At 41.7% G+C, this 12,254-nt stretch carries 11 protein-coding genes; all 11 read right to left on the bottom strand.

Features of this window, described 5'->3' with window-relative positions:
• Positions 1–64 precede the first annotated feature (64 nt).
• On the bottom strand, positions 65–1,843 hold the full coding sequence (locus BUB87_RS02720; protein ID WP_073341572.1) for an ABC transporter ATP-binding protein: 1,779 nt from the start codon (positions 1,841–1,843) through the stop codon (positions 65–67).
• Positions 1,843–3,609, bottom strand: coding sequence for an ABC transporter ATP-binding protein (locus BUB87_RS02715; RefSeq protein WP_073341571.1), 1,767 nt, complete (start codon positions 3,607–3,609; stop codon positions 1,843–1,845). The genes BUB87_RS02720 and BUB87_RS02715 overlap by 1 nt, the downstream gene beginning before the upstream one ends.
• Before the next feature lie 312 nt (positions 3,610–3,921).
• Positions 3,922–4,689, bottom strand: coding sequence for a class II aldolase/adducin family protein (locus tag BUB87_RS02710; protein WP_073341569.1), 768 nt, complete (start codon positions 4,687–4,689; stop codon positions 3,922–3,924).
• A 43-nt stretch (positions 4,690–4,732) separates the two neighbouring features.
• The gene (locus BUB87_RS02705) at positions 4,733–6,376 is read right to left on the bottom strand and encodes an AMP-binding protein (RefSeq protein ID WP_084110807.1); all 1,644 of its coding nucleotides are present in this window, start codon (positions 6,374–6,376) and stop codon (positions 4,733–4,735) included.
• Between the two features lie 122 nt (positions 6,377–6,498).
• A complete protein-coding gene (locus BUB87_RS02700; protein WP_073341566.1) occupies positions 6,499–7,200 on the bottom strand; it encodes a gamma-glutamyl-gamma-aminobutyrate hydrolase family protein in 702 nt (233 codons plus the stop codon).
• A 1-nt stretch (position 7,201) separates the two neighbouring features.
• Complete coding sequence (locus BUB87_RS02695) at positions 7,202–8,041, bottom strand: RnfABCDGE type electron transport complex subunit B (protein ID WP_073341564.1); 840 nt, start codon at positions 8,039–8,041, stop codon at positions 7,202–7,204.
• Between the two features lie 12 nt (positions 8,042–8,053).
• Entirely contained in the window at positions 8,054–8,632 is a 579-nt protein-coding gene (gene rsxA / locus BUB87_RS02690) for an electron transport complex subunit RsxA (RefSeq protein WP_073341563.1), read from the bottom strand.
• A 27-nt stretch (positions 8,633–8,659) separates the two neighbouring features.
• Positions 8,660–9,346 carry an electron transport complex subunit RsxE gene (rsxE, locus tag BUB87_RS02685; protein WP_084110805.1) on the bottom strand — a complete coding sequence of 229 codons (687 nt, stop codon included), beginning with the start codon at positions 9,344–9,346 and terminating at the stop codon, positions 8,660–8,662.
• Between the two features lie 17 nt (positions 9,347–9,363).
• Positions 9,364–9,930, bottom strand: coding sequence for an RnfABCDGE type electron transport complex subunit G (locus tag BUB87_RS02680; RefSeq protein ID WP_073341561.1), 567 nt, complete (start codon positions 9,928–9,930; stop codon positions 9,364–9,366).
• Entirely contained in the window at positions 9,914–10,870 is a 957-nt protein-coding gene (locus BUB87_RS02675; RefSeq protein WP_073341560.1) for an RnfABCDGE type electron transport complex subunit D, read from the bottom strand. Before BUB87_RS02675 ends, BUB87_RS02680 begins: the two co-directional genes overlap by 17 nt.
• A 15-nt stretch (positions 10,871–10,885) precedes the next feature.
• Positions 10,886–12,214, bottom strand: a complete 1,329-nt coding sequence (gene rsxC, locus BUB87_RS02670) for an electron transport complex subunit RsxC (RefSeq protein ID WP_073341558.1) — start codon at positions 12,212–12,214, stop codon at positions 10,886–10,888.
• Positions 12,215–12,254 lie beyond the last annotated feature (40 nt).

The raw sequence follows: 12,254 nt of genomic DNA, 5'->3' as shown, positions 1-12,254 counted from the left end.
ATTTATTATTTATAAATATTGCAAATTGCAAATCAAAGTTAGTACATAATTTTGTTGACACCTATCATACAGCAAACCTGTACTGCGACATCTGGAGGTCATAGTATATGCCTTTTTTAGCCATAAGCTCTTCGTGGTTACCCATTTCTTTTATCTGACCATCATCTATAACAAATATCCTGTCAGCATTTCTGATAGTCGAAAGCCTGTGAGCAATAACAAATGATGTTCTACCTTCTAACAATTTCTCCAATGCCTGCTGAACCAATATCTCGGTATGGGTATCTATACTGGATGTAGCCTCATCTAATATAAGGATTCTTGGATTTGCCAGCAGTGTCCTGGCAAAAGATATAAGCTGCCTCTGGCCAACAGACAACCTGGACCCTCTCTCGTTGACCTGTGTATTATAGCCGTCTTCAAATTCCATTATGAAATCGTGGGCATGGACAGCCTTAGCAGCTTCAATAACCTCCTCATACGTAGCATCGGGTTTCCCATATTTGATATTATCATATATGGTGCCCGCAAAGATAAATGTATCCTGCAATACAATGCCCATCTGAGATCTTAAAGATTTCAGTGTTACGTGCTTTATGTCATAACCATCTATACATACCTGCCCTTCTACAGGGTCATAGAAGCGGCTTATAAGATTTACTATAGTACTCTTGCCCGCACCTGTAGGCCCAACCAGCGCTATGGTTTCACCAGGCTTTACTGTGAAGCTAACATGCTTTAAGACCGGTTTCTCAGGATCATAGTAGAAAGAAACGTCTTTAAACTCCACCTTGCCTTCAATTTTAGGCAGCTCTCTGGCATCCGGTAGATCTGCTATATCCGGAGTCTGATCAAACAGCTCAAATACCCTTTCTATAGATGCCATGGTGACCAAAAGCATATTGTATATATTACTTATATCATTTATGGGACCCCAGAACCTGCCCATATAGCTTAAAAATGCGAATATGACGCCAATAGTTGCTTCCCCTCTATAGTACATGTATGAACCCATAAAAAATACCAACATGGTGCTCAAGGCTCCGGTGATATTGACAGCGGGTCCAAAAAAGTTGTTAATCCTTATTGCCTTCATCCAGGTCTTCACTATATCTGCATTTAACTCATTGAAATTAGCCTCGCTTACATCCTCCTGTGCAAAAGCCTGAGTTACTTTCATACCTTGAATGCTCTCATTGAGATATGCATTCATATTTGATGACTTCTGCCTGACATCAAACCATCTTTTCCTTATGTGCCTTTTGAGCACCGTTATTACAGTAAACAACACCGGCAAGACAGCAAAGGTAATCAAGGACAACTTTACGTTCATGCTCACCATTATTACGATGATACCTACCAATGTAACAAGGTCACTCAACACGTTGACAAAGCCATTTGTTATGAGATCAGCAGGTGCGTTAATATCGTTAATTATCCTCATCATTATCTTGCCGGCAGGCCTGCTGTCAAAGAATTTAAATGATAAGCTCTGAACGTGCTCAAACAACTGCTGCCTCATATTAAATATGATGTGTTGCCCAGTCTTGGACAAAATAAATGTCCTGGTTCTGTTTAAATACATGACCGTAAAAGTTATAGCGATATATAGAATTGAAATGCGCCCCAAGCCTACTAAATCTTTTCTGCTTATATAATCATCAATAGCCACTTTTAATATATACGGCCCTGCCAAACCGCCTACCGTGACAATAAGCACCATAATCACTGACAAAATAATCTCTTTTTTATAGGGCAGCGCAAATTTAACCAACCGCTTAAACTGCTCTGCATTAAAAGGCTTTTCCAGCTCTTCGTCTTCATTATACCTATTGACTGCCATCAGGCGCTCACCTCTTTTACTATTTTTTCTATCATCTCATCAGTGAGCATAGCTCTAAACTGTTCCTTGAAGTTGTGATAATAACGCCCTTTCAACTTTATGAGCTCCTGATGAGTACCTCTCTCTACTATAGAGCCGTTTTCAAGCACAATAATCTCATCAGCATCCTTTACCGAAGAAATCCTGTGAGCTATGATGAAGGTAGTGCGTCCCTTAGAAAGTTCCTCTAAATTGCGCTGAATCTCGGCTTCCGTTTCCATATCAACGCTGGCAGTGGCATCGTCCAGAATGAGAATAGGTGGATTCTTGAGAATGGCGCGGGCAATGGCGATCCTCTGCTTTTGTCCACCCGATAATCCAACGCCCCGCTCACCGACTACGGTATCGTAACCATCGGGCATTTCCATAATAAAGTCATGGGCTTGAGCTGCTTTCGCTGCATTCATTATTTCATCCATCGAAGCATCAGGTTTACCAAAGGCAATATTGTTCCTGATAGTATCTGAAAACAAAAACGTCTCTTGCATGACAATACCTATACCGCTCCTCAAGGTCTTAAGATCCAGATCCCTGATATCGTAGCCATCAATCAATATCCTGCCTTTAGTCACATCATAATACCGCCCTATAAGGTTGATAATAGATGTCTTACCCGAACCCGTTGCGCCCATGATAGCGATTTTTTTGCCAGGAGGCGCGTCAATGTTAATGTCTTTTAACACCATTTCACCATCGTATTTTAAAGAGACATTTTCAAATACCACATGTCCTTTTATCTTATCAGGCACCACTGGATTCGGCGAATTTTTTATCTGCGGCTTGGTGTTGAGGAGGTTAAATATCCTCTCACCGGAAGCGTTGGCCTGTTCGTACATATTCAAGATATTAGGTAATGCCCTAAGAGGCCAGATCATCGCCCACAGATAGCCATTAAACTGTATCAAAGAACCCAATGATATCTGCCCTTTTACCACCAAATAACCTCCAAACCAGATAAGGGCCACGAAACTCATATCTCCGATAAACCACATGAGCGGAGAATATTTACCTGAGATAAAACCTATGTCTATGCCTCTGTTCATGTTATTTATGTTTTCTTTCTTAAACTTTTCAATCTCCTTGGGCTCTTGTGCAAAAGCCTTAACTACCCTTATACCTGTTATATTTTCCTGCAACGTCGTGTTGAGAACAGCGTACTGCTTCCTCAACTCATCATAGGCAGACCTTATCTTTTTATCAAATCTCATGGATAAGGTCACTAAAAATGGCGATAATATAAGAGTGAGTAGAGTCAATTTCCAGTTAATAATAAACAGCATTATGAGGTACGCTATAAACGTCGTAGCGCTGTTAAAAAACTGCAAAAAACCGCCCGGTATGAAAACCCTTACCCCTTCCAGATCACCTGTGAGCCTTGACATAAGTTCACCGGTTCTTGCCTTGTCGTAAAAGCTAAACGACAGCTCTTGAAGGTGATTAAGCATCTTGTGTCTTATATCGGCAATCGTCCTTTGTGAAGTATACTCCACCAAATACGAATAAATATAACCAAACAATGACGTCACAATGCTCACAGATAACATTCCCATAAGGAGATATATCAATAAACCCTTCTGTTTTCCCAACAACACTTTGTTAACCAATAGCTTCTGGAGATAAGGATTGATCATACCTAGCCCGATATTTGCAAACATCAATAAGGCAGCAATGTAAAAATATTTCCTATACGGCTTCATAAACCCAAAAAGTCGCTTGAGAATATCCATAGAAACACACCTTTCATAATATGATTTACGGTACCATACTCATATGAAAGGTTTACATTTTCCCACCCCTCAACTTTTCACAATTACCTCTATGATTATATCATCATCTCCAATTGTTTCAATCCTCATTATCCGCCGTATTACCTCGTAATCTCGCAAAATCCAAAAAATACTCTGTTTTTCTCGCTCTACTTACTAATTAATCAATTTTTTTATGCTATTTGATTTTTTTCTGTCTTTTTCTTTCATATGTTAATACATTTCTATAAGATAAAAACAATGCCCCGGCTCACAACCGGAGCTAAAAATTTTTTATTGCCCCATCTCTTCTAAGACCCTCTTGGTTATACGCGTAACCATATCCACCAGTTGTTCTTCCTTTATCTCTTCCTTATTTATGTTGTAGCGCTTAAAGAGCCTCTGCACAGGATACCTGCCTTTAACACCCAATTTCTTGCGTATTTCAACGAGCTTTCTCACCTTATCCTCCGAAAGCTCCCTGGCTCCACCTAAAAGGTGCGTTAATAAACTTATATAAGCGTAAAACTCCATGGTTTCCATCCTGTAATAGGCTGTATAGATATCAGGACCATATGTTAGGGCACCATGATTTTCCAGCAAAAGAGCATCGCATTCCTGCAGGTATTTACTTACGTTCTCAGGTAACTCTTCCGTAGACGGTGTACCATACTCGGCAATGGGTACCACTCCCAATGAGATAACAGCCTCAGGCATTATAGGCGCGTCAAGCGTCTTCCCAACTATGGCAAAAGACGTCGCCACAGGAGGATGGGCATGAACCACCGCCATGACATCATCTCTTTCCTTATACACCCTTAAATGCATCTTGAGCTCAGAAGTAGGTTTCCATGTCCCTGAGATAACGTTGCCGTCCAGGTCCAGCTTGATGAGCATCTCAGGCTTCAAAAACCCCTTGCTTACTCCTGTAGGCGTCGCCCATATCTCATTTTTGCCAACTCTTACTGTAATGTTACCGTCATTGGCAGCCACAAAACCCTTTAGCCACAATCTTCTCCCTATTTCTATGATATCGTTTTTAACCTGTGATTCTAAATACATCATCCGCCCGCCGAATTCATCGGCGGTATCCCTCCCTTCACATTTATCTTATATATGAATTTTGAGAACATATATCCTTTGCACCCATCTCTCTTAAAACATATTTTTGTATTTTCCCGCTGGCAGTCATAGGAAACCTGTCTAAAAAGCGTACATATTTTGGAACCTTAAACCTGGCCAGCCCTGCTTTTGCGTACTCAATCACTTCCTCCTCAGTTAATATATGCCCTTCTTTGGGAATAACATAAGCCATAATCTCCTCCCCATATTTTTCATCGGGAACACCCACTACCTGCACATCCTTGATATAGGGATGATGGTACAGGTATTCTTCGATTTCTCGCGGGGATATATTTTCGCCGCCTCTTATGATCATATCTTTCAGCCTGCCCGTTATGGTAAGATATCCTCTCTCATCCATCACGCCGATATCGCCTGTATGCAGCCATCCATCTGGTTCTATTACCTTTTCAGTCTCTTCAGGCATCTTATAGTACCCTTTCATGACATTATAGCCCCTTGCCATCACCTCACCCTGTACCCCGCGTGGAACCTCACATCCTGTAGCCGGATCCACGATCTTAACCTCAATCTCTGGCAAAGCGTAACCCACGGTTGTCACCCTATCCTCCAGTGAATCATATACGCTCGTCTGAGTAATACCAGGCGATGCCTCTGTAAGACCGTACACGCTGGTGATTTCCTTTATGTTCATCCTGTCCACTACCGCTCTCATCACCTTTATAGGACAGACAGAACCTGCCATTATGCCCGTCCGCAGGCTACTGAAATCGTAATTTTCAAAATCCGGGTGTTCCAGCATAGTTATAAACATGGTTGGAACCCCGTGCACCGCCGTGCATCTCTCTCTTTGAATAGCATTCATGACCGCCAAAGGATTAAAATGGTCTACCAGCACCATCGTGGAGCCTTTTGAGAGGCACGCCATGATGGATAGCGTATAACCAAAGCAATGAAACAAAGGCACAGGAATACACAATCTGTCAGCAGTGGTAAAATTCATGCGGGAAGCTATGGCATCACCATTGTTCAGCAGATTGTAATGGGTCAACATCGCCCCTTTAGGAAAGCCGGTGGTACCAGATGTATACTGTATATCAATCACTTCATGGGCATTAATAGATCTCTGAACGCTATAGAGCTCATCATCATCTACAGTACTACCCAGCTCCATAATCTCCTCATACTTATACACACCAGGCAATTCTTTATTGCCTATATATATTACCGCCTTAAGCTCAGGAAATTTAGAGCTTCTTAATATACCTTTCGAGCTGTGCTTCAATTCTGGCACTAAGTTATAAAGGGTTTTAATATAATCAGAATCTTTAAACCCGTCAATGAGTACCAAAGCCCTGGCATCCGATTGCCTTAATATATACTCCACTTCATGTTCTTTGTATGCTGTATTTATACTGACAAGCGGAGCACCGATTTTAGCTGTCGCAAACAGCGTCACCACCCATTCAGGAATATTGGTAGCCCATATAGCTACATGGTCCCCTTTTTTTATACCTATCTTTAATAAACCTTTTGCCAATCTATTAGAAATTTCCTTTAAGATGCGGTATGAATACCTTACTTTATCTTCAAATATCAACGCATCCTGATCCGGGTATTTTGATGCGATATAATCTAAATATTGCCCTATAGTCATGTCTATCATCAATTCCACTCCAATCGCTTAATTCTTATTTTTATTCATTATATCACACCAAAAAACGCCGTTTAAAGGACAATTTTTTTGACCTGTTATTAAATTTTTGAAATAAAACTTCAATGCATTCCTTATATATGTCCAACAAAATCCTTAAAAATTTTAAAATTCTCCGGGCTCTTGCTCCACATTCGCTCAGGATGCCATTGCACTCCCAGCACAAATTTAAAGCCAATGCCTTCCACCGCTTCTATTACGCCGTCTTCTGACCATGCGACGGCTTTAAGGCATGGAGCCACCAATTTTACTGACTGGTGGTGAAAAGAATTTACTATCAAGTTTTTGTTACCAATCACTTTGTATAAAAGAGAATTTTCATCTATTCTAACAGAGTGAATTCCGTAATACGTGGGTATTTCCCCTTGTTCATGCATTATAGCACCATCTATCTGTGAAGGTATATCCTGATACAGAGTACCGCCTAATGCCACATTTAACACCTGAATACCTCTACATATAGCTAATATAGGAATATCCTTCTCTATACACAATTTAACCAACCGGATCTCCATCCTATCTCTTTCAGGCGAAACCATGCCCAGATGCCTGCAAGGTAACTCTCCGTATAATGCAGGATCTACATCACATCCTCCCGTGAGCAAAAGGCCATGAATATTCTCTACAATATCTTCCGGATATTCTGCATCATCTGTCACAGGTAATATCACAGGAACACCACCCGCATTGCTGATGGCGCTGTAATATCCCGATTTTAAGTATGAATAACCCTTATTGTAATCATACGAAGACGTAAGACCGATAACCGGTTTCATATTACACCTCCAATTCAACGGCATTTAAATGATTGACATCTATAACCTTTATACACTTTACAGGACATTTTTCTACGCACAAACCGCAGTTGGTACATTTATCATAATCAATGGCGGCGAGGTTCTCCTTTACGTGAATAGCGTCATGAGGACATACCCTCTCACAGGCTCTGCAGCCTATGCAACCCGCCTGGCACACCAATCTTACATCCTTACCTTTATCCAAGCTGAAACAGGCAACTCTTACCCTGCTGCTGTATACCAGATCAATGATCTTTTTTGGACAGACATCAACACATATACCGCAGCCTGTGCACTTTTCCTCATCTACCACAGCCACACCGCCCTCACCTACGTGTATAGCATCAAAAGGACACTCCTTTTCACATGTACCCAGGCCAAGGCATCCATAACGGCATCCTTTCATGCCCTCCTGATACATTGCAGCAACCCTACAATCTGATAATCCTTCATAATGATACTTCTCTACGGCTTTTTCAATCGTACCTCCGCATTTAACAAAAGCCACCTTCTTTTTCCCCTCATGATCTATCTGCACGCCTAAAATCTGCCCTAATTTCTCGGCAACAGTGGGCCCGCCCGCTTTGCATCCATCCACAGGCGCTTTGCCCTGATTGACGGCGCTTGCAAATGCATCACAACCGGGATAGCCGCATGCGCCGCAATTGGCCCCAGGCAATACCTCTCTGATCTGAGCCTCTCTTTGGTCTACCTCCACCTTAAATTTCCTTGCTGCATAAGCCAGAATTACCCCAAAAGCTAAACCCATACCTCCTAAGCTGATAAGGGGCAAAAAGAGATATGGAAAAATTTCTTTCATATTGCATCACTCCTATATCATACCTTGAAAGCCTAGAAATGCAATAGACATAAGTCCTGCGCCGATGAGAGCAATGGGAAACCCCTGTAAAGGTTTTGGTATCGGTGCCAGCTCCAGCCTTTCCCTTATGCCTGCAAAAAGCACCATCGCCAGAGTAAAACCTATCGCTGATCCAAAGCCGTTTATAACCGTTTCTATAAAATTATACTTGAGTTCCACGCTCAACAGAGCAACACCCAAAACCGCGCAGTTCGTAGTTATTAACGGCAGATAAATGCCCAATGCTTTGTAGAGCACGGGATTTATCTTCTTTACCACCATCTCCACAAACTGAACCAAAACGGCTATAACAAGTATAAAAGCGATAGTCTCAAGATACTCTATCCCAAGGGGTACCAATATATAAAAGTAGACAATATAAGCTACAGCTGATGCTAAAGTCATGACAAATGTTACCGCAATACCCATTCCTATAGAGGTATCAATGCGCTTTGATACGCCTAAAAAGGGACATTCTCCCAAAAACCTCACCAGTAGAAAATTATTTACGAATACCGAACTGATCAGTATGATGATAATCCTTGTCAGCATATGCCTCCACCTCTCCGGATTTTACCATTATCTAGCCTTCCTGTCCTGGGCTTTTAGCTCAAAGAATTTAAAAAGCCCTAATAGCATTCCCAACACTAAAAAAGCACCCGGCGGCATTATAAATATCAGGGCTTTTTGATAACCCGAACCCAGTACAGGGTAACCAAGTATTGTGCCGTTGCCCAATATCTCTCTTATAGAGCCCAGAATAAACAGAGCCATTGTAAAGCCCAGTCCCATACCCAGTCCATCGGCAGCCGACCGAAGGACAGTGTTTTTATACGCAAAGGCCTCTGCTCTTGCCATGATAATGCAGTTGACAACGATAAGGGGTATATAAATACCAAGGGCTTTATCCAGCGCTGGTGAATAAGCCTTTATGAGCATACCTGCTATAGTTGTAAATGTAGCTATAACGACTATAAACACAGGTATCCTTATTTTATCTGGTATGACCTTTCTGAACATAGAAATAAGTACATTGGAGAAAAACAGCACAAAAGTAGCAGCTGCACCCATCGTCAAACCGTTTATAGCGGCCGTCGATACCGCTAATGTGGGGCACATGCCTATTACCTGAACAAATGTCGGATTCTCTTTCCAAAGCCCATTTTTAAAAGCCGCTCCGCAGGATTGACACGGTAAGCCCTCTTTATCTGAAGGATCGCTGCTATTACATCCGCAGCAGGGTTTAAACGAATCAAATAAAGCCATAAAAAGTACACCCCCTTTTATTTGCTTAATTGTTTAAATTCTCTCAATGCTTCATTGACACCTTTAGTAACGGCCCGCGATGTAATGGTGGCACCAGTGATAGCCTGAACTTCATTTTTATCATTAGAAGGCGGATGTTTTACTACCGTCAAGGCATCAGGTCCTTTGCCTTTAAACTGACTCTGCCACGACGGTTCAGTGGCTTTAGCCCCCAAACCCGGTGTCTCGTTGTGGCTTATAATTTTTATGCCGGTTATTTTCCCATTTTTATCAATTCCCACCAGCATCTCTATAGATCCGCCATAGCCTGACGGAGATACCCTAATAACAAAACCTGCTTCACTTCCGTTTTTATAAGCCTTTGAAACAGCTTTTACAATATCACCTGTTGCAGTCTCAGCCTTTATTTCTTTGTATGTATCCGCAGGCATGACCTCCTTCATTGCCTGAAGATTCGCTTCCCTGATCTGCCTTTCTATCGGTTTCTGAGTAATAAAATTAAAAAACCCCAGTACCAAGGCGGCTATACCTGTAACCATGAAAAGAATAAGTCCTGTCTTTAATATATCATTTTCCGCCTTCATTTTTCATCACCTTTCCAAAGACCCTAGGTGCAGTGTACTTATCTATAAGGGGAGTAGCCAAATTCATCAGTATTATGGAATAAGACACTCCTTCGGGATATCCACCGTAAAGTCTTATAACAGAGGTGAGAATTCCACACCCTATGCCAAATATAATCTGTCCCTTGGGAGTGATAGGAGATGTGGTATAGTCGGTCGCCATATAAAAAGCTCCTAATATAAGGCCACCCGCTAAAATATGATACAGCGGCATACCTGTGAATAAACCTTGTTTCCCAAATACCCAGGTCATAAAGGCCACCGTCAATATATAACTTGCAGGTATCCTCAACGTTATAACCTTTCTGTACAAGAGATACACCGCTCCTATAAGTAAAGCCAATGCCGATGTCTCCCCTAGGGAGCCGCCTACATTGCCTATAAACAGGTCCCAGAGATCAGGAAGTTTTCCTGAAACCTCCGTGCCTTTCAGCAAAGCTAAAGGAGTTGCCGTCGTAACCCCATCAGGAGAAGTCCAATGAGTCATCTGCACAGGCCATGACGCCAGCAGAAAAGCCCTGGCAGCCAGCGCAGGATTCATAAAGTTATAGCCTAAACCCCCAAAAACCATTTTTACTACAGCGATGGCAAACATCGAACCAATAACACCTATCCACCATGGTACCGTAACCGGTAGATTAAATGCCAGCAACAAGCCCGTAACAGCTGCGCTAAAATCACCTACCGTGATATCTTTATGAAAAATCCACTCAATAGCAGCCTCTGTCATTACGGCCGCAGTCACACATATAATTGTTATGTAAAGTGCCCTTATTCCGAAAATTACGATAGCAGCAATCAATGCAGGTATAAGAGATATTATTACATCGAGCATTATCCTTTTTACATCATCGGCAGTACCAAAATGAGGTGATGATGTAACATATAATTTACCCTCCACTTTTTCCCCTCCATATTACTTCTTATTTTTACTAGAAATCACGCTTTTAGCCAATCTTATAGACTCTACCAGCGGTCTCTTAGATGGGCATATGTACGAACAGCTGCCGCATTCAATGCAATCCATGACATTGTATTCCTTACACCTGTCAAAATCACCTTTGATGGAATAAGCGCTTATAAAAAGAGGTAAGAGATTCATAGGACAGGCATCTACACATCTTCCACATCTAATACAGGGACTTGGCTTAGTAACCCTCACTTTTTCTGCCGGTTGTACAAGAATACCCGAAGTCCCTTTTATCACAGGCACATCCAGCGTATATTGGGCAATACCCATCATAGGACCACCTGATATAACTTTACCAGGCGTGCCTTTAAAGCCCCCGCAGAAATCTATAAGTTCGCTAAAAGGCGTACCTATTTTAACCAGTAAATTCTTAGGATTTTCTACACCCTCACCTGTCACGGTAACAACCCGTTCTATCAAAGGTTTCCCTTCTTTTATTGCGTCAGCTATGGCTTTAGCCGTAGCTACATTGTTTACTACCACACCTACATCAGCAGGCAATTTTCCCGACGGAACCACTCTGCCTGTAATAGCTTTGATTATATGCTTCTCTGAACCTTGGGGATATTTGGTTTTCAATACCGCTACTTCTATACCATCAAAACCTTTAGCAGCATTTCTCATTGAAATTATCGCTCTTAGTTTGTTGTCCTCTATACCTATAATCCCTTTTTTGACACCCATAGCCTTCATGATAGCCCTAAGGCCATATACTATATCATCCGGATATTCTTCCATAAGCCTGCTATCAGCTGTAAGATATGGCTCACATTCTGCACCATTTAATATGATTACATCCACTTTTTTATCAGGTGGGGGACTGATCTTTACTATGGTGGGAAAAGCTGCTCCACCCATACCCACAATACCAGCGTCTTTTATAATTGCTTTGATTTCTTCTGGCGATAACTGATCTATATCTCTTTTTATAAAAACGCCTTCCTGCGGTTCAAAATTACCATCTGACTGAATAATCACAGATAATACCTTCTTACCCGCTGGGCTGGGGTATTCTTCAATACCAACTACCTTGCCAGATACGCTAGAATGTACAGGTGCGGATACATAGCCGCCAGGTTCCCCTATTATCTGGCCTACTTTTACTTCTTGATTTACCTTTACCACAGGCTTACATGGAACACCTATGTGCTGCACAAGTGGTATAATCACACGGTCTTTTGGCATATAAGGCTCTATAGGTTTATCTTGAGTAAATTCTTTAGCATGAGGAGGATGTATACCGCCGTGAAATGTTAATTTTGACTTTATTGCCATCAAACGCCCCCCTTTTTAGCTTATCAAAAGCAGTCGCAAA

The sequence above is a fragment of the Caldanaerobius fijiensis DSM 17918 genome, assembly GCF_900129075.1.
Taxonomy (GTDB): domain Bacteria; phylum Bacillota; class Thermoanaerobacteria; order Thermoanaerobacterales; family Caldanaerobiaceae; genus Caldanaerobius; species Caldanaerobius fijiensis.
Note: the sequence above shows the minus strand (reverse complement) of the source record. Positions and strands in the feature narration are given on the sequence as shown.

Bases quoted from the DNA above. Each gene is read 5' to 3' on its own strand.
- rsxA (WP_073341563.1), bottom strand. From the start codon at position 8,632: ATGCTGACAAGGATTATCATCATACTGATCAGTTCGGTATTCGTAAAT.
- BUB87_RS02700 (WP_073341566.1), bottom strand. From the start codon at position 7,200: ATGAAACCGGTTATCGGTCTTACGTCTTCGTATGATTACAATAAGGGT.
- BUB87_RS02710 (WP_073341569.1), bottom strand. From the start codon at position 4,689: ATGTATTTAGAATCACAGGTTAAAAACGATATCATAGAAATAGGGAGA.
- rsxE (WP_084110805.1), bottom strand. From the start codon at position 9,346: ATGGCTTTATTTGATTCGTTTAAACCCTGCTGCGGATGTAATAGCAGC.
- BUB87_RS02705 (WP_084110807.1), bottom strand. From the start codon at position 6,376: ATGATAGACATGACTATAGGGCAATATTTAGATTATATCGCATCAAAA.
- BUB87_RS02680 (WP_073341561.1), bottom strand. From the start codon at position 9,930: ATGAAGGCGGAAAATGATATATTAAAGACAGGACTTATTCTTTTCATG.
- BUB87_RS02715 (WP_073341571.1), bottom strand. From the start codon at position 3,609: ATGGATATTCTCAAGCGACTTTTTGGGTTTATGAAGCCGTATAGGAAA.
- BUB87_RS02695 (WP_073341564.1), bottom strand. From the start codon at position 8,041: ATGAAAGAAATTTTTCCATATCTCTTTTTGCCCCTTATCAGCTTAGGA.
- BUB87_RS02720 (WP_073341572.1), bottom strand. From the start codon at position 1,843: ATGGCAGTCAATAGGTATAATGAAGACGAAGAGCTGGAAAAGCCTTTT.
- rsxC (WP_073341558.1), bottom strand. From the start codon at position 12,214: ATGGCAATAAAGTCAAAATTAACATTTCACGGCGGTATACATCCTCCT.